Genomic DNA, 20662 nt, shown 5'->3' with positions numbered 1-20662 from the left:
GATAAAAGTTTGCGTATGATTGTCATGCGATTCTCGAGTAATTATTCATTAAAATGAACAAAAAAGTACATGCTTTTGGTATCCTATGTTTAGGGGTATCGATGGCTGGGTTTGCACAACAGCAAATCGATTCAACAAAAGTCCAGCAACTTGATGAAGTTGTTATTACAGATTCACGGTTTAAACTAAAACGCGAAAACTCAGGAAAAACGGTTATTAAAATCTCAAATAATGAGATTGAAAACAATCAAGGAAGAAGTATCACCGAATTAATTAATTCTAAAAGCGGCATTGAAATTAACGGAAGTAGGAGTGTGCAAGGACAAAATTTATCGTATTATGTTCGGGGCGGAAACTCCAGGCAAGTTTTAGTGTTAATTGATGGTATTCCTGTAAACGATCCATCATCAGTATCCAATGAATTTGATTTAAGACTTGTAGATTTAAATACTGTTGAATCTATTGAAATTATTAAAGGGGCAGCCAGTACATTGTATGGAAACGCTGCAGCCACAGCGGTTATTAGCATTACCACTAAAAAAGCCTCCAAAGATACGGTTTCAGGAAGTTTTTTAACGGTAGTTGGCACCAATCAATCACAAGACAATTTAAATTATTACGGATCAAGTTTTACCAATAATGTTTCTGTAAACGGAACAACAAATAAGTTAACATATTTGGCAAGTTTTGGAAATAATTATGTTGATGGTTTATCGGCGGCAAAATCTGATCATGCAGAAAAAGATCCTTTCTCAAGATTTAATACCAATTTAAAATTGGGCTATGAAGTAAGCAAGGCTTTTGAAATAGCCACATTTTTTAGCTATGATAAGTTGAAATCTGATATTGATGGCAGTCCAGCACCCGCTTATGTGTTAACCGATACCGACGACACCTTTTTTAGCGAGCAGACCAGAGTGGGGGTATCTCCAAAATTTACTTACACTAATGGTAGCTTTCAAGTAAATGCAGCTTATACTAAAATTGATAGAGCGATTGTTTCAGATTTTAGCGCGAATTACGAAGCTGAAAATTTTGTTGTTGATGCTTTTAATAAATATGTCTTTAATAAAACTTTTTACACAATTGCTGGTGTTAACTATAATAAATATAAAAGTTTATTTGCTGTAGAAGAAAGTTACAATAATATCGATCCGTATATAAATGCGGTTTATGTGTCAGACTTTGGGTTGAACTTAAATGCAGGAGCTCGTTTAAATAATCATAGCGAATATGGATCTCATTTAGTTTACAGTATAAATCCATCTTATAATATTCCTATTAGTGCTGGAAATATTAAAGTTTTAGGGTCTTATGCGACGTCGTTTATTGCACCTAATTTGTCACAATTATTTGGTTTTTTTGGTGCCAATGCCAATTTAGATCCAGAAGAAAATACAACGGTAGAAGGCGGATTAGAATTTTCAAATAAAAAAGGATTTAGAGTTAATGCTCTTTATTTTAATAGAAAAGAAAATAAAACGATTGTTTATGCAGCCAATGGTTATGAAAATGCAGCTACTAAAGCAAACGTTCATGGGTTTGAAACAGAAGCAAAAGCAACTTTAATAGATGATCTTGTTTTTACAGCAAATTATACATTTACAGAATTAAAAGACGGTACGCGTTTGCGTTTACCAAAACATAAAGCGAATGCTAGTTTAGGGTATAATTTTTCTAAAAATATGTATGCATCATTCAGCTATCAGTTTACAAGTAGTAGAACGGATACCGATTTCTCAACCTACCAAGATGTTAAATTACCGTCATTTTCATTAATAGATCTTTATTTTAGTCATAAATTGATTAACAATAAGTTGAAATTATTTGCTGGTGTAACTAATCTTTTTAATGAAGATTATACAGAAATAATAGGTTATACAACCAAAGGAAGAAATGTTAATGTAGGATTAAATATTACATTATAATTTATTAATGTTTACAATATAAAAAGCCTTTCTAAATACTTAGAAAGGCTTTTTATGCTGATGTGTTTAAGTTTTTTATACTTTAATTTAAAGAAAAGTCATTTTCAAGATACATCTCTTTTTCAAATTTATTAAAAGGCTTAAGATCTAAACTCTTTATGTTGCTACTCGCTTTTTTTATAGTTCCTGTTTTTGTTGTATAGCCTCTTATATCGTCAAGAGCCGCTTTTAAAACGGCTTCGTTTTCATCGCCAAAAGGGAGTATATTATTCCAATATTCGTATTCTTTTACTTCGATGTCCGGTGTAAAACCTTGCGTATAATCACTGTCTCCGTTTTTATTGAATATTTGAAATACAATAGGTTGCATGGCATTTGAATGATTAGGATTAGCCGATGCTCTATCTGTATAATCTGAACCTGGTGAATCATACAACGTGATAGATCCAACATTCTTACCATACGTTGTGGTTCCTATAAGTTTAACAGGAATATACGGTTTAAGACCATTTATAACCATTTCACTTGCTGATGCTGTATTTTCAGATACCAATACAAATAATCTGTTAATTGTAGTTAATCTGTTTATGGTTTCTTCTCCAGTTTTTACATTATCAGCATTATAAACATTTAGAGTGTTAGTGAAATTATAAGAGCCGTTTTCGCCTGTGTGTTTTGAATTGAATTCTAAATTCGCAAATATTCCTTCACCAGCATCTGCATCTATCATACTTGCTAAATACGAAGACGTAGCCACAGACCCTCCTCCGTTTAATCTTAAATCAAGTATGAGTTCATCAATATTTTTATTTTTAAAAGTCGCAAAGGCAGCATTTAATTCATCGTTGTATGAAGATCTAAACCCGTTATAAACTAAATATCCCACTTTTTTTCCATCAATATTATTAAATACTTTAGCAAGATATACAGGGTTTTCATAAACAATGGTAGCCGTAATGGTTTTGTCTTCAGTTGGTGTTAATACGCCGTTATTTTCTGTAACAAAAGATAAGGTTACTGTTTCTTTATATAAATCATTTACAATGCTATTATAGTTTGATGTGTTTAAGACGGTTCCGTTAATAGCATTAATAATATCTCCTCTTAAAATATTGGAGTTACTAGCAGGAGAATTGTCGGAAACATATTTTATATATAAAATTATATCTCCATTATTATTTATTTGAACTGCTTGAAATTTTAGTCCAAAAGAATTTGAAATACCTTGAAACTGTTGTTCCTGAACAATGTAATCGTCTATAAACCAAGAAAATCTATCAGTAACGCCGTACTGATATCTTAAGCTATTAAAGAGATCTTCTGGATTGCTGAACTGATTTAAATACGAAGCATATTCGGTGGAGTTATCATCTTTTGTATCAGATAAATCAGGAACCTCGGTTTGCCAATTGTACCAGGAGTTCATGCCTTTCCAAACAAAATCATTGATATCTCGAGTAACAGTAGCGGTATCGTCATTGTCTTTAAAACAACTTGTTAACAAACTACTTACAATAAAAACAACGATTAGTGCCTTTAAGATTTTCATATAGTTTTTTGATGATATCCATTTCGATTGAAATAATCAAATGAATCTTGTTAAATTATTCATTAGGTTTTAATTTAATGAACATGTTTTTTCCTAAAGGTGCAAAATCTTTTGAATCTGCAACGTTATCAATATCAAACCCTAAGATGTTTTTGTTATATTTAGAATTGCTAGATTTAGTAGTTACACCAGTGATTAGCGAAAGAGCTTTAGCCAAAAATGGTTCGTTTATGTCTCCTAAAGTTCCTAAATCAGTCATATTTTCACCTTCATAGCTACTGCCAGATGAGGTTTGATATGTTATAGGGTAGTCAGGATCAAGTCCATTGTAATAATCTGTAACTCCACTTGCATTTGCCGATTTTAAAACCAATGGTTGCATAGCGTATGTGTGATTTGGGTTGGCATTATCTCTGCCAAAGTTTGGAGAATCATAAATGGTTACAGACGCTGTATATTTACCAGTTGTTGTTGTGCCAATTTGTACGACATCAATGTATGGTTTCAGACAATTAATAACTAATTCACTTGCTGAAGCAGATCCAGACGTAGTTAAAATATATACTTTGTTTAAATTAAGAGTTGAGATTGGTGAATTATCTGAAAGTTTATCAGTAAAACGATTTATAAGATATTCAGGATTATTAGCTTCAAAATATTGTTGATATTTGCTATTCCATTTTTCGGTAGAAAATACGTCTCCAGTAAATTGGCCTGTTATCATGCTTGATAAAATTATAGCCGTGTTTACAGAACCGCCAGGGTTGTATCTTAAATCTAAAACCAATTCTGTGACACCTTGAGATTTTAATTCGGTTATAGCATCATTTAAAGCCGTATCAAAATTTGAAATAAATTGATTGTACATAAGGTAGCCCACTTTGATGCCATCTGCATCTATAACTTTATTTATTAATATAGGGTTTTCTGTAAAATTAGTTTTAGTAAGTTCTACTGTTTTTCCATTAGAAGCAATGGTATTATTTGTAATATCTGCCATTCCTAACGTATAAGTGTTGTTAGATCCAAATAACAAATCAGAATAATTATTTATGGTTAATTGTTGCCCATCAACCGTCATGAAAAAGTCTCCACGGCTTATGTCTTTGCTAGCAGCATCAGAATCGTTTGCTACATACCTCACATAACCAAAAACATCATCTGAACCTGACAATCTAACTAATCTAAAATCTAATCCATTAGAATTTGAGTTTCCTTGAAAGGAGTTTTCTAAGGCTACATAGTCATCTACTAAAAAACTAAATTTATCTACAACATCTTTTTGGTATAATAACCCATCAAACAAGTTTTCTGGGGTACTATAGCTATTTAAAAAAGTGTAGTAGTCATCTTGAGAAGCAAATTTATCATCGGCCAAATTAGGTACATCTCCTTGCCATAAGTAAATTTCATTCAAGCCTTTCCAGACAAAATCATTAATTTCATTATTTAATGTTACAGGTTGAGGTTCTTCAACTACAGGTTGAGGAGGGGCAACTACAATATCATCTTTTTTACTGCAATTGAAGATTACAGAAATAAATAACAATCCAAAGAGTAGTTTTAAGGGCAATTTTTCTAATTTCATAACAGTATAATTAATTTGTGTAACGGTAAAAATACTGACATTATTTTATTATAAAAATATTTTGTAACAAAATAGATTATGATTCGTCGTAATATCAAACGCCCTAATAAAGCATTTTAAACTAACCACAACCAAAGTAAAATTAAAATGACGCAGACAGAGTTTTTAAATATTGTCATGCCCTTTAAAGATAAAGTGTTTCGTTTAGCCAAACGGCTGTTGGTTTCGACGGAAGAAGCGGAAGATGCGACACAAGAAGTTCTTATAAAGCTTTGGAATAATAAGTCAAAGTTTGAAGCTTATAAAAATATAGAGGCTTTTTCAATGACGATGACAAAGAATTTTTGTTTAGACAAATTAAAATCTAAACAAGCACAAAATTTAAAAATAGTGCATAGCAACTATCAAGACCATAAAGTATCCTTACAAAAGGAATTAGAGGCAAAAGATAGTTTGGATTGGGTAGGCAGAATCATTGCAGATTTGCCAGAACAACAAAAAATGGTCATTCAATTGAGAGATATAGAACAGTATGAATTAGATGAGATATGCGATATGCTGGACATGAACAATACTGCAGTAAGAGTAGCCTTGTCTAGAGCAAGAAAAACAATAAGAGAAAAATTAACTAATACGCACAGTTATGGTATTAAATAATATAGAAAAGTTACTTGAAAAGTACGAAAACGGAGAAACAACTCTAAAAGAAGAGCAAGTGTTGAAAAACTATTTTACTAGCGACACTGTAGCACCACATTTAGAAATATATAAACCTATGTTTGCGTATTTTTTGGGAAATCAGCAAGAACAATTTACTAAAGACGTTCCATTAAAAACTAAAAATAAATTTAACTATAAATGGTTATCGGTCGCAGCAGTAGCAGTTCTTATGATAGGGTTTTATTTTAAATCAACTACTCAAAATGAGTTAGGAACTTATGAAGACCCACAAAAGGCTTATAACGAAGTTGTTAAATCGTTGGCCATGATCTCAACTCAATTTAATAAAGGAGCTTCTACAGTAGGTTACTTAGATGAATTGAACAAAGGAACCGCTACCCTTGGTTACCTTAACGAAATTGAAAACACAAAAAATTTAATTTTTAAATAATAGACCAATTAATAATGAAAACGTTAAACAATATAAAAACAAGTAAAATGAAAAATAGATTAGTAGTATTCGTAATGGCAATTATGTTAATGCCAGCAATATCATCGGCTCAAGATGTTTTTGAGAAGTATAATGATAATTCAGATGTAACTTATGTATCCATTAAGCCTAAAATGTTTCAAATGATAGCAAAAATGGGTATGAATGTAGAAGAACCAGAGGCTAAAGCCTATATGGATATGGTTAAAAGTATAACAAGCTTTAAAACCATCATGACAGATAACAAAACAATTGCAGCAGATATCTCTAAATGGGTAAAATCTCGTTCAAGTTCTTTAGAAGAATTAATGGAAGTGAAAGATGATGGATCTGAAGTGAAATTTTATGTCAAAGAAGGAAAAGATGCAGATCATGTTAAAGAACTTTTAATCTTTGTTAATGGTATTGACAAAAAAATGGGAGAAAATGGTGTCACTATTAATGGTGAGCAAAGAAAAATTGAAACCGTTGTAGTATCTTTAACAGGAGATATCGACTTGAATGAAATTTCTAAGCTTACTGAAAAAATGAATATTCCTGGTGGAGAACACCTAGAGAAAAAACATTAATAAAAAACACTAATCAATCATGAAACAACCAGTTAAAACTTTACTATTCACCATCATTACAGCTTTGCTTTTAGTAGGCTGTAATGACGGTGTTACGTTACAACGTTATTTTGTAGATAATCAAGAATCAGGAAATTTTACAGCTGTTGATCTGCCTGTATCTATTGTTAATTTAGATGAAACAAAGTTAACAGAAACACAAAAGGAAGCATATCATTCTGTAAAACGATTAAACTTTTTAGGATATAAGCTAGATGAAAATAATGTAGAAACATTCAATGCAGAATTAGCTAAAGTAAAAGCTATCCTTAAGAATAAGAAATATAACGACTTGATTGAATTTAATGATAAAAACGCGAAAGTTGTTGTAAAGTATCTTGGAGATGATGATAAAGCTGATGAATTTATAGTTTTTGCAAGCTCAAAGGATATGGGTTTTGGAATCGTTAGAGTGTTAGGTGATGATATGAGCCCAGAGAAAATGATGACCTTAGCAAATGCTATGAAAAATTCGGATATTGATGAGTCTCAACTTGGCGGTATTATGGATTTCTTTAAAAAATAGAGTATCGGAATAAGTATTAAGTATAAAAAAAGGCTCGCAATTTTTGCAAGCCTTTTTTAATTAAATTAATCTTGTCCTTGTTCTTGTTCCTTTTTTTCTTTTTTCAAAGATTTTGTAACAATTAAATTGGTGATAATTATTAAAAAAATAATAGTAAGAACTGTTTTAGTAATAAAATTATCCAATATATCTAGAATCCCTGATACAAAAATACCAACGCCTAATAAACCACAAAGTATTAAAGATTGTTTATCAGTCAACATAAATTAAATTCCAGTATAATTACTAGGTGTTATACGATTTAATTCTTCTTTTATTGTATTACTCACATCTAAAGTGCTAATAAAATTAGAAATAGAGGCGTGATTTATTTTTTCGTTGGTTCTGGTTAACCCTTTTAAGGCTTCATAAGGGTTTGGATATCCTTCTCGTCTTAAAATAGTTTGAATCGCCTCAGCAACGACAGCCCAGTTTTGCTCTAAGTCAGCTTCAAACTTAGCTTCATTCAACAATAATTTATTTAATCCTTTAAAGGTGGATTTAAATCCAATTAAAGTATGTCCAAAAGGAACGCCTACATTTCTCAACACGGTGCTATCCGTTAAATCTCGCTGTAATCTGCTAATAGGAAGTTTTGCAGACAAATGCTCAAAAAGGGCATTAGCGATTCCTAAATTTCCTTCGCTATTTTCAAAATCAATAGGGTTTACTTTATGTGGCATCGCAGAACTTCCTACTTCTCCTGCTTTTATACTTTGTTTAAAGTAGTCCATAGACACATACGTCCAGATGTCACGATTTAAATCTATTAGTATGGTGTTGATACGTTTTAAATTGTCAAATAAAGCCGCCATATGGTCGTAATGCTCTATTTGAGTTGTAGGATATGAATGATGTAATCCTAATGTTTCTTTCAAAAACTTAGAACCAAATGCTTTCCAATCAATGTTTGGATAGGCTACATGATGCGCATTATAATTACCAGTAGCACCACCAAATTTTGCAGCATTAGGGATGTTTTTTAAGGTTGCAAATTGTTGTTCAAGACGAACCACAAAAACCTCAATTTCTTTTCCTAAGCGCGTTGGAGATGCTGGCTGACCATGAGTTCTTGCAAGCATAGAAACGTTTGCCCAATCTTTAGATAATTCTTTTAATTTCTTAAAAATCACATGGTATTCTGGGATGTAAACATTTTCAACGGCTTCTTTAATACTCAATGGAATGGCCGTATTATTAATATCTTGAGACGTTAATCCAAAATGAATAAACTCTTTAAATTCAGATAAACCTAATGCATCAAATTTTTCTTTAATAAAGTATTCAACAGCTTTAACATCATGATTAGTTATACTTTCAATTTTTTTAATAATTAAAGCATCTTCGGTAGAGAAGTTCTGATAAATACCTCTTAACTCTTCGAAAACATCTTTTGAAACGCCTGTAAGTTGAGGCAGTGGAATTTCACAAAGGGCAATAAAATATTCAATTTCAACTAAAACGCGATACTTTATTAGTGCTTCTTCAGAGAAATAAGGTGCTAACTCGTTTACTTTACTTCTGTATCTCCCATCGATTGGTGAGATGGCATTAAGTTCTGATAATGACATTTACTATTAGTTTTTTAAAGAATTGGCAAAGATAGTTATTTACAAAGCGAATACCGAATTACTATTTATGATTTTTTGTTCATTAATTTCTTATTCTAATTAGCTATATTAGTCATAAAATATATAGTCATGAAATATTTTCAATTCATTTTAATTGTATTCTTTTTTCAATTATCATTTTCTCAAGTCTATAAATCTTCTGAGCCATTAGCACATACGTTCTCCATTGTTGCCAGAGACTCAGTTACGGGCAATATTGGGGTAGCCGTGCAATCGCATTGGTTTAGTGTAGGAAGCGTAGTAGCCTATGCCAAAGCAGGAGTAGGAGTAGTGGCGACTCAATCTTTTGTGAATCCAAGTTATGGACCAAAAGGGTTAGCCTTAATGGAACAAGGATTATCACCACAACAAGCGTTAGATGCATTATTGGCTAATGATGAAGGTGAAATGTTTAGACAAGTTGCTTTTTTAAATGCTAAAGGAGACGTTGCTACACATACGGGTAGTTCTTGTATTGAAGCGGCAGGTCATAGACAAGGAAAGAACTTCTCTGTGCAAGCAAATATGATGCTTAATAATACGGTTTGGGATGCTATGGCAAATGCTTTTGAAACTACCAAAGGTGATTTTAGCGACCGAATTATAGCAGCACTTAAAGCAGCCCAAGACGAAAAAGGTGATATTCGAGGAAGTCAATCAGCAGTTATTTTAATTGTTAAAGGTGAAGCTACTGGAAATTCTTGGGAAGATACTGTTATGAATTTAAGAGTAGAAGATAATCCTCATCCGGTAGCCGAATTGGAACGATTGGTAAAAGTTCAAAAAGCCTATGATTTTATGAATAATGGAGACTTAGCTATGGAAGCAGGTGATACTAAAAAAGCAGAGGAATTATACCTAAGTGCGCAAAAAATGTTTCCAGATAATTTAGAAATGAAATACTGGTATGCTATTAATTTGTTGAATAATAAAGAATTTGAAAAGGCACATCCTATTCTTAAAGACATATTTAAACAGGACAATAATTGGAAAATATTAACATCTAGAATCGTTAAAAACAAACTACTAATTATTTCTAAAGAAGAATTAGAAGATGTAATGAAGCTATAAAATCACTCTTTTTTAGTTTTAATTTTTTTTAAAATATGTCTTGCTCTTGCTTTAAACGCTGCACTTTGGTGAGGATAATCTTGTTCTAATATTTGAGCAAGTTCAGGGTGCACCCATTTATAATCTTTTCCTAAAAGATATAAGGTGTTCATGGCATATGCTTTTACGGCCACTTTTTCATCACGTATCATCCAATCAAAACAGGATTCTACAATACGCTCTTTATGTTTTGGTAAAAGATTGTTTTTTACTTGGTTGGGTTCTTTGGAATAGTTTGCTTTTGCTAAAAATTCACATACTTTGGCGACGGGTCTAACTGCAGAATCCAAACGGATTTTATTCAAATTACTTGTAAATTCATCTAGATAAGGAACAATAACATCAATGTTTTCAGCACAAACATATTCAAAAATCCAAGCGGCTTTAAAAGAAACTTTGTCATCTTCCATAAACAAAATATTTATTAAGATCGGTAGTAAACTCAAATCGTTTAAAACAATATTGGCATATTTTTGTCTGTTTTCGCGTAAGGCAGATACATAGTTTAACTCTTTATATAATTTTTCCAAAGTCATTAAATAATTCCTTAATTTTATTTTTTTAAAAATACCCAAAATGAAAACAATAAAAAAAATCCTTTTAGTCTTATTAGTCTTATTTGTAATTGCTCAGTTTTTCGGGCCCGCAAAAAACCAAGGTGATTTAGCCTCGGTACAACCTTTTTTAGATGAAACCGATCCGCCAGAAAATGTGAAAGCCATTTTAAAAGTAAGTTGTTATGATTGTCACAGTGATTTTACTCGATATCCATGGTATAACCATATTACGCCTGTAAATTACTGGTTGGCAGACCATATTAAAGACGGAAAAAAGCATCTTAATTTTTCAAATTGGGTAGGGAATTCTACAAAGCGAAAAGATCATAAGATGGAGGAATTTATTAAAATGGTTGAAAACAAATGGATGCCAATGGACTCATATACTTGGATACATACTGATGCAAAATTATCAGACGCACAAATAAAAGAAGTCGTCGATTGGGCAAAACAAGTTAGAGTAAAATACGGTTTAGAACCAAAACCACAATAGTTCAATTCTGTATAACATTTTCATGCTTCTAGAAATTTAATGACTAAACGTCTATTAATTATTGGTTTTGTTTGGCCTGAACCTAAAAGTTCTGCCGCTGGAAGCCGGATGATGCAATTAATAGAAGCATTTCATTCCAATGATTATAACATAACATTTGCAAGCACTTGTGCTAAAAAAGATAACGCGTTTGATTTAAGTAGTCTTGATATACAGCAAGTTAGTATTAAATTAAATAATTCAAGTTTTGATGAATTTATAAAAGAGTTAAATCCAGAAATTGTTGTTTTTGACCGTTTTATGGTTGAAGAACAATTTGGTTGGCGTGTTGCAGAACAATGCCCAGATGCATTACGAATTTTGGATACCGAAGATTTACATTGCTTAAGAAAAGGAAGAGAACAGGCACTTAAAGATGAATCTGTTTTTAATAAGTCCTATTTGTTTAATGAGGTTTCAAAACGCGAAATAGCCAGTATTTATAGATGTGATGTAAGTCTTATTATTTCAGAAGAAGAAATTGAGATATTAAAAAATCAGTTTAAAGTAGGTAATCATTTATTATACTATTTGCCTTTTTTAATAGAGCCACTTTCATCTGAAGCTAAAAGAAAACTACCTAAGATTAAAGAACGAGAACATTTTATTTCTATTGGTAATTTTTTGCATCCACCAAACTATGATGCTGTTTTATTTTTAAAAAGTAAGATATGGCCATTAATTAGAGAAAAACTTCCAAAAGCAGAAATACATATCTATGGTGCTTATGCTTCAGAAAAGGTCAATCAACTCCATAATGAAAAAGAAGGTTTTTTAATTAAAGGATTTACAGATGATGTAAATTTTGTAATGCAGAACGCTAAAGTATGTTTAGCGCCGTTGCGTTTTGGAGCCGGACTAAAAGGTAAACTTATTGATGCTATGACTAATGGCACACCTTGTGTTATGACATCAATTGCTACTGAAGGTATGTTCGGTGGTTTTGAGCCTAATGGATTTATAGCGGATGAGGTTCAGGAATTTGCCAATAAAGCTGTAGAACTATATACCGATAAAATTTTCTGGAATGGAAAACAAAAAAATGGATTTTTAGTAATGAATGCTCGTTTTGATAAACAACTTTTTGTTTCAGATTTTATTTATAAAATAAATGCTATTCAAAATAATTTAAAAGTTCATAGGTTAGATAACTTCACAGGTCAAATGCTTCAACATCATACGACGCAAAGTACTAAATTTATGAGTAAATGGATTGAAGAGAAAAATAAAAATAATTAGTTACTAGTCTAACCATTTAAAGTTTGTAATCGTAATTCCAAATGTACAATCGTCTTGACATCCATCAGGTATATAGTAACAGTCGCTGATAATATTAAAATCATTCACGTTAAAAGTGATAGTATTTGTGTCTGGATCTACTGATAAATAGTCACTTAAACAAGTATCATATAATTCATCAATAGTAAGTGGAGAAGCACCGTCAGTGTTAGTTCCAAGAGTCTCTGAGCTTTCAGTGTATGAACTTGTGATTAATCTATTTTCATAACCTAGGTAGGTATTGTTCTCATCATAAATTGAATAGGATTCATAAGTTCTAGAAACCACTTTATCATTTTGAACTGTTATTTGAGTTGTACTTTTATACCCAGAAAAAGAAGTTGTACTAATTTCATATACGTATGACGCTCCACTAATTAGTTTTAAATGTTTCCAAGTTTCTAAACTGGTGTTGTATGCTTTGATGTTTTGGGAGTTTGAAGCATCATCAGTATCACAACTAACGTTAACTATTAATAAAGAAATAAGTAATAATTGGGAAAAAAGTTTGTTTTTCATGGGTTAGTTATTTCTTAATAGATGACAGAAAAAAGAAAAGGTTGCGTATTTTTCTTACTTAAATAAAATCATGATAATCTACTCTTAAAAGATAAATATCTTACTTTTATAAAAACCTAATTGAATTATTCATATGAAATTAAAGCGAGTTGTTATTACCACCCTTTTTCTAGTAATTTATAATGCCACCTTATTTGCTCAACTTTCAAACACACAAATTGATTCTTTAGTAAATAATGCTATGGAAACCTTTAATGTGGCAGGTTCTGCAGTAGCCATTGTAAAAGATGGAAAGGTAATTTATGAAAAAGGATTTGGAGTAAAGTCGAAACTAACAAATGAACCTGTAAATGAGCATACCAATTTTGCTATTGCATCAAACAGCAAAGCTTTTACAACAGCAGCTTTGGCCATGTTAGTAGAAGAAGGCAAACTAAAATGGACCGATAGAGTTGTTGATCATATTCCTGAATTTACCATGTATAATGCTTATGTAAAACAGAATTTTAACATTCAAGATTTATTAACCCATCGAAGTGGTTTAGGTCTTGGAATGGGAGATTTAATGTTTTTTCCTGATGGTTCAGATTTTACCATAGATGATTTATTGGCGAGTTTTCAACATTTTAAACCAGTGTCTGCGTTTAGAACAAAATGGGATTATGATAATTTACTGTACATAGTTGCTGGAGAATTAATAAAAAGAGCGAGCGGGATGACTTGGGAAGAATTCACAAAAACAAGAATTTTTGAACCATTAAAAATGGATAATTCATATGCGTCATCTGATGAAATTGAAAATAAAAACAATTTAGCCTCTCCACATAATGGTGATTCTGGAGTCCTCAAAGTATTGCCAGATTTTGAACATCAAATTAATGGTGCGGCAGGAGGTATTTGCTCCAATGTAGATGACATTAGTCAATGGATGCTTCTCCAATTAAATAAAGGTAAATACGGAGAAAATTTGGAAAAACAGTTGTTTACAGAGAAAAGTCAGCGTGAAATGTGGAAAATACACACGACCCAAGAAGCTAGTAGAAATCCTCGATATAACTCACATTTTGCAGGATATGGCTTAGGTTGGTTTTTAACAGATAAACTAGGTAATATGGAAGTATCGCATACTGGTGGATTACCTGGTATGTTAAGTAAAACGCTTTTAATTCCAGACTTGAATCTGGGAGTCGCTGTCTTGACGAATACAGAGCCTGGTGGTGCCGGATTATTTTCTGCAGTTACATCAACAATTGAAGACAGTTATTTAGGATTGGATGATTTTCAATGGACTGATAAATGGGCTAAAGTGTTAAAATCAAGAGGAGAAAAAGGGGATGAGGTAAGCAAAAAAGCATGGGAAACGGTTAAGGCTAGCAAAAACATAAAAGTTGATGAAACAAAATATATTGGTTTATACAAGGATAGTTGGTTTGGAACTATGGAAGTTTTTAAAAACGGAAATCAATTATGGATAAAATCACATCGTTCACCAAAACTTAACGGACCAATGTATTTTTATAACGCCAACACCTTTGCTATTAAATGGGAATACCAAGACATGAATTGTGATGCTTTTGCCATGTTTTCATTAGATGAAAATGGTTTAGCGCAAAGCATTAAAATGAAAGGAATCTCTCCAAATATAGATTTCAGTTTTGATTTTCACGACCTAGATTTACAACGAATTAAAAACGACTAGTTACGCTGCAACTTCACTTTTTTTAATTTTTCTATAGGTATACGAATTGAAAATATTTCGTTTTGCAAAGCGATTTATTTTATCAGACTGACAAAGTTTAATGTACAATGCTTTATTCACACCAAAAACCTCGTAAGTATTGCCATCCAAAAAGGTTACTTCCAGAAGCATGCCTTTATGATGCCAATCGATAATTGGGCTATTAATAGTTTCGTTGAACTCGTCTAAATTTGCCGCTATGGTTTCTGGTGCAATGCTTACAAGAAAATGATAGCCATCAATAATTTGTCTACTTTTAAGTTCGGCTTCAATAGCTAAAGCGTCACCGTGTTGAAATTTATCAGGATGCCATTCTTTTACTAAATTTCTGTAGGTAGTTTTTAGGTCTTTCAAGTTAATCTCTTTTTCAACATTAAAGAGTTTCTTGTATTCGTTGATACGCTTCATAGGGTTGTTTTTTTACAAGGCGCGAAGATACTCTTTTTAATGTATTGAATGTGAACTGTTTTTATAAATAGATTATTTCTTTTTACATCGTGCTTTTTTATAGATTTGCGGCTTAAAAAAAATACAATGATTTCAGTTGATGCTTTAGCCGTAGAATTTAGTGGTCAAACCTTATTTAGTGATGTGTCTTTCACTATCAATGAGAATGATAAAATAGCACTCATGGGGAAAAATGGTGCTGGAAAATCTACCATGATGAAGATTATTGCAGGTGAGCAAAAAGCAACTCGCGGACAAGTTCGATATCCAAAAGATGCTGTTATAGCCTACTTGCCACAACATTTATTGACTGAAGATAACTGTACCGTTTTTGAAGAAGCTTCAAAAGCCTTTATTCATATTTTTGAGATGCGTGACGAGATGGAGCGCCTGAATAAAGAGCTAGAAACCAGAACAGATTATGAATCGGATTCATATATGTCTGTTATTGAAAAAGTATCCGATTTAGGTGAAAAATATTATGCACTTGAAGATATTAATTACGATGCCGAAGTAGAAAAAGCATTGCGAGGTTTAGGATTCAAACGAGACGATTTTACTAGATTAACAAGCGAATTTAGTGGAGGCTACCGTATGCGAATTGAATTGGCTAAAATATTACTGCAAAAACGAGATTTAATTTTATTAGATGAGCCTACGAACCATATTGATATAGAATCGGTTATTTGGCTCGAAGATTTTTTAATAAACAAAGCCAAAGCTATTGTTGTTATTTCTCATGATAAAGCGTTTATTGATAACATTACCAATAGAACCATTGAGGTAACTATGGGGCGTATTTACGATTATAAAGCTAACTATTCACACTATTTACAGTTACGCGAAGAACGTCGAGCACATCAAGTGAAAGCTTATAACGAGCAGCAAAAATTTATTGCAGATAATATGGCGTTTATTGAGCGGTTTAAAGGAACATATTCTAAAACGAATCAGGTTAATTCTAGAGAACGTATGCTTGAAAAGCTTGAAATTATTGAGATAGATGAGGTTGATACGTCAGCTTTAAAATTACGATTTCCGCCAGCACAACGTTCAGGAGATTATCCAGTAACGGTGAAAGATTTATCAAAATCATACGACGAGCATGTGGTTTTTAAACATGCAAATATGTCTATTTCACGAGGTGAGAAGGTATCGTTTGTTGGTAGAAATGGCGAAGGAAAATCAACTATGATTAAAGCAATTATGGGAGAGATTGATTTTGAAGGCACCTGTCATTTGGGGCACAATGTAAAGGTGGGTTATTTTGCTCAAAATCAGGCATCGTTATTAGATGAAAGTCTGACCATTTTTCAAACTGTTGATGAGGTTACAGAAGGTGATATTCGCACGCAAATCAAGAATATTTTGGGTCGTTTTATGTTTAAAGGCGATGATATTGATAAAAAAGTAAGTGTGTTGTCTGGTGGAGAAAAAACGCGTTTAGCCATGGTAAAACTGCTCCTAGAACCTGTTAATTTGTTAATTCTGGATGAACCTACCAATCACTTAGATTTAAAGTCAAAAGATGTATTGAAAGAAGCGTTACTATCTTTTGACGGAACCTTAATTTTAGTATCGCATGACCGTGATTTTCTTCAGGGGCTCTCACAAAAAGTCTTTGAATTTAAAGACCAACGTGTTATCGAACATTTTGAAACGATTGATGATTTCTTGGTGCGAAACCGAATCGAAAATTTAAAACAGATAGATTTAAAGAAGTAGTGTCTAGTTGTTTTTTAGTTTGTAAATTATTTAACTTCGTTAGATCATTATTCAATATGAAGAAAATAATCTATAATTTTAAACTTCCATTCAAGTAACCTTGTAATTTTAATGAAAAAGGAATTCATAATAAAAAAGTCACCGCTTCTCAAAATAGTACTTAATAAAACTGAATTTAAAATTATTAATCATCAGTATAAACAAGAAAGTGGAGTTTTTTCATATTCAAAATTATATGATATTGAATTCAAAGAAAAAAGCATAGATATCTTTGGGACAATAGCTGTTTTTATTCTAAGCATATTTTTACCTGGTCCAAAAAGTGGGATATTCAAAATCAAAGAGCGAATAAGAATGAATTACGACGGAGTGGAAAGAATTTTTATTCTTTTTAATTTTGATAAAAATACTGTGAAAGAGGCTATTGCTGAAATTGAAAAACACATAACTGAAAAGTAAATGGCAAACAAGAATTGTATATTTTATTGAATTTAATCATTTGTTAAAACTTTTCTAAGCTCAAAATAAATCTTCTATAATTTCAAAAAACTCAACCCTCAATCCGTTCTACGCTTACTATTTGATTGATAGGATGAACCGCAGGGCCAAATTGGTTAAAAACTGCCACATCAGCGGCATCATGCCCATAGCCAATAGCAACATAACCTCCTTTTGGGTCGGTTTGGGTAGCATCAAAAGTATACCAACTTCCGCCAACATAAGCCTCGAACCAAGCATGCATATCCATTGGGTTTAAATTATATAAATACCCAACAACCATGCGTGCGGGAATACTTAAGCTTCTGCATAATGCAATTCCCAAATGAGCTAAATCTCTACAAACACCCATTTGTTTGTTGTTAACTTCTATAGCAGAAATGGGGAAATCACTACTTCCTGGAATAAAACTAATCGTATTTCGAAGCCAATTTTCAATAGCAGCTACTTGGTCATAACCTGGTAGCTGATTGGCGGTAATATTGTTTGCCATATCATTAAAACGGTCTGATTCACAATATCTACTGGGTAATAAGTAACTTAAAAGGGTGTTTGGTAAATGTTGTATTTCTATAAATGGAGCACCTGGATTTACGGTAACATAGTCGTCAATTTTTACATCGGCTGTAGTATGTATTGAAAAACGTCCTGGCGGTGCTACAAGTCGTTGGGAAAGGTTTCCATAATCATCTGCATACTCAAAAATAGGGACATTGGGACTAATTTTATATTCATCGCGCTCTACCCATTGTTGAGCACCACTGCGAGGACGCAACATTAAGATAAAAGGAGTTGGTACTTCAATATCGAATGTTAATTCACAACCAACGCGTAACCACATATTTTTTTGTTTTTAAAAAGAAATCAGGCTTTCTATGCTATTAAATTAAATGATTGAGAAGATATAACAATGTTATTTAAGCTATTTAATTGCTTTATATGGTATTATAACAAATAATGAAAATTGAGTGTCGTTTTATTGAATTTTTAATAATAAAACCACCTTTTTTGACTCCACAGGAAATAGTATCTTTAAAAAAGAACCAAACGTTAGGAGTGATTTATTACTTATAGACCATGCTCCATATTTAAAAATGCATTATCGGGTTTTTAGGAGTTCTTTAAGCTGCTTTATTCCAACAGTTGCTGGCTCAGCAATAACAGTTAAATTATTTTGAGTCTTTAAAGCGGGTTTTGGGTCTATGAAATAAATAGGAATCCCTTGAGGCGTATATTGCATCAAACTAGCTGCGGGATAAACTTGCATTGAGGTTCCAATTATAACCAAAATATCAGCTGTCATACATATGTTAATAGCTTGGTCAATCATGGGAACAGCTTCTCCAAACCAAACTATATGTGGTCGTAATTGATGTCCGTTAGAGCAAGTGTCTCCCAATTTAATATCTGTTTTCCAATCAATAATTGAAAATTCATCAACTATATTTCTAGCTTTTAATAATTCTCCATGCAGATGAACAACTTCGGTGCTTCCAGCCCGTTCATGTAAATCATCAACATTTTGTGTGATGATTGTCACTTTAAAATCGGTTTCAAGTTGGGCTAAGTCGATATGACCAGAATTAGGTGTAGCTTCTAATAATTGTCTTCGGCGTTGATTATAAAATTCCAAGACAAGTTCTGGGTTGGCGGCGAAACCTTCTGGCGTAGCAACTTCCATAACATCATGCCCTTCCCATAATCCATCAGCATCTCTAAAAGTTTTAAGTCCACTTTCAGCACTCATGCCAGCTCCTGTAAGTATTACCATGTGTTTCATAAATTAAAAGTACTATTTTTTGCTGTCGTATAAAAAACACCATGAAGTTATGTCTTTTATTTAGGCTAAAAACTCTTTAATTAATGCGGATTGATTTTTTTTTCTATTTTTAACACAATTAACCAACTAATCATATTTTAATGCTACTTATTTTGATAGGTATTCTTATTGTTATAGGAATTATTATAGCACTTTCATTATGGGCTCCTAAACGTTATGAGCTTACCAGAAGTATTATTATCGACAGACCATACACCGGTGTTTTTAGTTATTTAAAATATTTGAAAAATGAAGACCATTGGTCGCCATGGAGAAAGAAAGATGTTAATATGAAACAAGAGTTTATAGGAGATGATGGAACCGTTGGTTTTATAGCAAAATGGCAAGGGAACAGTGACGTTGGTTTAGGAGAACAAGAAATTATAAATATTGTTGAAAATAAAATAATTGAAACCGAATTACGATTTTATAGGCCATGGAAGTCTATATCAAATGCCGTTACTAAAGTAGAAGATTTGGGTAAAATGCAAACAAAAGTTACTTGGAGTTTTTCAGGAGAAAATAAATTCCCAACGAATATTTTGATGCTTTTTTATAATTTGGATCAAACCATTGGAAAGGATTTTGAAGAAGGATTAGCTAATTTGAAAAAACTTTTAGAGAAGGGCTAATCTAATTTATTATAGTTTATTAGTTCTTCCTCTGCTTAGCAACTTATACTCTTCATAGCATTCGTTAATAGCATCAAGTATTTGTAAATCATTAGCTGTTTGAATAAACCCTTTTGAGTAATTACATTGACTAACAATTTCGTCTAAATCAATACGATCTACCTGTAATAAAGCCATGAGCATTTCCCTATCAAATCTAGAGGCAAGAAGATTCCGAATTTCATCATCCTGCTTCATTTTTTTGAGTTTCCTTAGTTCATTTGATTTTTTTCCGAACATTCTATTTAAAAAATCGGCTGGATTAAAAATGGATCCTATTATTTTGGTTATAGCACCAGGAGAACTAGCTTCGTAACCTGTACTTGGTAGACCAGATATGCTATAGCGATAATTATTATTATTGATAGGAACTTGCTTAATATCAACTTCTAAATAGCCTGTAAGTTTTAATTGATTTACAACAACTGTCTCAAGAGCCAACGCTGATTCTGTTAATTCAATTTTTGAACTACCAAATTTCAGCCAGTCGTTAGTGACTCTTACTTCAATAGATTTAAATCCTAGATAAGAAAAATGTAATGTATCATCCGGTTTTGCATAAATTTCAAACTCCCCTTTGTCATTTGTCGAAGTTCCTACAACTTGGTTTAGGTTAACTATATTAACATTTTCAAGCGGCTTATCATCTGAACTGTTTATAACAACTCCTTTTACGGTTGTTTTTTCTTGTGCAACAGAAAACATTGTTGTGAATATAAAGGTAAGGAGAAGCAAATACTTTTTCATTGAGACTTTTTATTAAACGTAAA

22 protein-coding genes are annotated in these 20662 nt (G+C 32.1%); 12 read left to right on the top strand and 10 right to left on the bottom strand.

Annotated elements, in window-relative coordinates:
- The first annotated feature begins 53 nt into the window (after window positions 1-53).
- On the top strand, window positions 54-1928 hold the full coding sequence (locus G5V56_RS10815; protein WP_166964817.1) for a TonB-dependent receptor plug domain-containing protein: 1875 nt from the start codon (window positions 54-56) through the stop codon (window positions 1926-1928).
- An 82-nt stretch (window positions 1929-2010) separates the two neighbouring features.
- Here the strand turns inward: G5V56_RS10815 and G5V56_RS10810 are convergent, their stop codons facing one another.
- Both G5V56_RS10810 and G5V56_RS10805 read right to left on the bottom strand, forming a co-directional pair.
- Window positions 2011-3477 carry a S41 family peptidase gene (locus G5V56_RS10810; protein ID WP_166964815.1) on the bottom strand — a complete coding sequence of 489 codons (1467 nt, stop codon included), beginning with the start codon at window positions 3475-3477 and terminating at the stop codon, window positions 2011-2013.
- Between the two features lie 55 nt (window positions 3478-3532).
- Window positions 3533-5065, bottom strand: a complete 1533-nt coding sequence (locus G5V56_RS10805; RefSeq protein WP_166964813.1) for a S41 family peptidase — start codon at window positions 5063-5065, stop codon at window positions 3533-3535.
- 147 nt (window positions 5066-5212) lie between these two features.
- Here G5V56_RS10805 and G5V56_RS10800 point away from each other — a divergent pair, with 147 nt between their 5' ends.
- Genes G5V56_RS10800 through G5V56_RS10785 form a run of 4 tightly spaced genes read left to right on the top strand, consistent with a single transcriptional unit; the run spans window position 5213 to window position 7349 of the window.
- Window positions 5213-5722, top strand: a complete 510-nt coding sequence (locus tag G5V56_RS10800; protein ID WP_166964811.1) for an RNA polymerase sigma factor — start codon at window positions 5213-5215, stop codon at window positions 5720-5722.
- On the top strand, window positions 5709-6176 hold the full coding sequence (locus G5V56_RS10795; protein WP_166964809.1) for a hypothetical protein: 468 nt from the start codon (window positions 5709-5711) through the stop codon (window positions 6174-6176). The genes G5V56_RS10800 and G5V56_RS10795 overlap by 14 nt, the downstream gene beginning before the upstream one ends.
- A 47-nt stretch (window positions 6177-6223) precedes the next feature.
- Complete coding sequence (locus tag G5V56_RS10790) at window positions 6224-6784, top strand: DUF4252 domain-containing protein (RefSeq protein WP_166964807.1); 561 nt, start codon at window positions 6224-6226, stop codon at window positions 6782-6784.
- Between the two features lie 19 nt (window positions 6785-6803).
- Window positions 6804-7349 carry a DUF4252 domain-containing protein gene (locus G5V56_RS10785; RefSeq protein WP_166964805.1) on the top strand — a complete coding sequence of 182 codons (546 nt, stop codon included), beginning with the start codon at window positions 6804-6806 and terminating at the stop codon, window positions 7347-7349.
- Window positions 7350-7414: 65 nt separating this feature from the next.
- Here G5V56_RS10785 and G5V56_RS10780 read toward each other — a convergent pair whose 3' ends face one another.
- Window positions 7415-7612 (bottom strand): hypothetical protein, encoded by a 198-nt coding sequence (locus tag G5V56_RS10780; protein ID WP_166964803.1) that lies wholly within the window; start codon window positions 7610-7612, stop codon window positions 7415-7417.
- 3 nt (window positions 7613-7615) lie between these two features.
- Complete coding sequence (gene purB / locus G5V56_RS10775) at window positions 7616-8959, bottom strand: adenylosuccinate lyase (protein ID WP_166964801.1); 1344 nt, start codon at window positions 8957-8959, stop codon at window positions 7616-7618.
- Between the two features lie 129 nt (window positions 8960-9088).
- Here purB and G5V56_RS10770 point away from each other — a divergent pair, with 129 nt between their 5' ends.
- A complete protein-coding gene (locus G5V56_RS10770) occupies window positions 9089-10069 on the top strand; it encodes a DUF1028 domain-containing protein (protein ID WP_166964799.1) in 981 nt (326 codons plus the stop codon).
- 2 nt (window positions 10070-10071) lie between these two features.
- On the opposite strand, the gene G5V56_RS10765 is transcribed toward G5V56_RS10770, so the two are convergent.
- Window positions 10072-10644 carry an adenylosuccinate lyase gene (locus tag G5V56_RS10765; RefSeq protein WP_166964797.1) on the bottom strand — a complete coding sequence of 191 codons (573 nt, stop codon included), beginning with the start codon at window positions 10642-10644 and terminating at the stop codon, window positions 10072-10074.
- 40 nt (window positions 10645-10684) lie between these two features.
- On the opposite strand from G5V56_RS10765, the gene G5V56_RS10760 reads away from it, so the two are divergent.
- Both G5V56_RS10760 and G5V56_RS10755 read left to right on the top strand, forming a co-directional pair.
- A complete protein-coding gene (locus G5V56_RS10760) occupies window positions 10685-11158 on the top strand; it encodes a heme-binding domain-containing protein (protein ID WP_166964795.1) in 474 nt (157 codons plus the stop codon).
- A gap of 39 nt (window positions 11159-11197) precedes the next feature.
- A complete protein-coding gene (locus G5V56_RS10755) occupies window positions 11198-12436 on the top strand; it encodes a glycosyltransferase (protein WP_166964793.1) in 1239 nt (412 codons plus the stop codon).
- Window positions 12437-12439: 3 nt separating this feature from the next.
- Here G5V56_RS10755 and G5V56_RS10750 read toward each other — a convergent pair whose 3' ends face one another.
- On the bottom strand, window positions 12440-12994 hold the full coding sequence (locus tag G5V56_RS10750; protein ID WP_166964791.1) for a hypothetical protein: 555 nt from the start codon (window positions 12992-12994) through the stop codon (window positions 12440-12442).
- 133 nt (window positions 12995-13127) lie between these two features.
- Between G5V56_RS10750 and G5V56_RS10745 the strand changes: the two genes are divergently transcribed.
- Window positions 13128-14693, top strand: a complete 1566-nt coding sequence (locus G5V56_RS10745) for a serine hydrolase (RefSeq protein WP_166964789.1) — start codon at window positions 13128-13130, stop codon at window positions 14691-14693.
- Here G5V56_RS10745 and G5V56_RS10740 read toward each other — a convergent pair whose 3' ends face one another.
- Window positions 14694-15140, bottom strand: a complete 447-nt coding sequence (locus G5V56_RS10740; RefSeq protein ID WP_166964787.1) for a KTSC domain-containing protein — start codon at window positions 15138-15140, stop codon at window positions 14694-14696.
- Window positions 15141-15266: 126 nt separating this feature from the next.
- Here G5V56_RS10740 and G5V56_RS10735 point away from each other — a divergent pair, with 126 nt between their 5' ends.
- Window positions 15267-16904, top strand: a complete 1638-nt coding sequence (locus G5V56_RS10735; protein WP_166964785.1) for an ABC-F family ATP-binding cassette domain-containing protein — start codon at window positions 15267-15269, stop codon at window positions 16902-16904.
- 111 nt (window positions 16905-17015) lie between these two features.
- Window positions 17016-17363, top strand: a complete 348-nt coding sequence (locus G5V56_RS10730) for a hypothetical protein (RefSeq protein WP_166964783.1) — start codon at window positions 17016-17018, stop codon at window positions 17361-17363.
- 91 nt (window positions 17364-17454) lie between these two features.
- Here the strand turns inward: G5V56_RS10730 and G5V56_RS10725 are convergent, their stop codons facing one another.
- A complete protein-coding gene (locus tag G5V56_RS10725; protein ID WP_166964781.1) occupies window positions 17455-18243 on the bottom strand; it encodes a transglutaminase domain-containing protein in 789 nt (262 codons plus the stop codon).
- A gap of 258 nt (window positions 18244-18501) precedes the next feature.
- The gene (locus tag G5V56_RS10720) at window positions 18502-19182 is read right to left on the bottom strand and encodes an SIR2 family NAD-dependent protein deacylase (RefSeq protein ID WP_166964779.1); all 681 of its coding nucleotides are present in this window, start codon (window positions 19180-19182) and stop codon (window positions 18502-18504) included.
- A 140-nt stretch (window positions 19183-19322) separates the two neighbouring features.
- Between G5V56_RS10720 and G5V56_RS10715 the strand changes: the two genes are divergently transcribed.
- On the top strand, window positions 19323-19853 hold the full coding sequence (locus G5V56_RS10715; protein ID WP_166964777.1) for an SRPBCC family protein: 531 nt from the start codon (window positions 19323-19325) through the stop codon (window positions 19851-19853).
- A 9-nt stretch (window positions 19854-19862) separates the two neighbouring features.
- On the opposite strand, the gene G5V56_RS10710 is transcribed toward G5V56_RS10715, so the two are convergent.
- Window positions 19863-20639 carry a carboxypeptidase-like regulatory domain-containing protein gene (locus tag G5V56_RS10710; RefSeq protein WP_166964775.1) on the bottom strand — a complete coding sequence of 259 codons (777 nt, stop codon included), beginning with the start codon at window positions 20637-20639 and terminating at the stop codon, window positions 19863-19865.
- Window positions 20640-20662 lie beyond the last annotated feature (23 nt).

The organism is Yeosuana marina (assembly GCF_011762485.1).
Taxonomy (GTDB): Bacteria; Bacteroidota; Bacteroidia; order Flavobacteriales; family Flavobacteriaceae; genus Yeosuana; species Yeosuana marina.
Note: the sequence above shows the minus strand (reverse complement) of the source record. Positions and strands in the feature narration are given on the sequence as shown.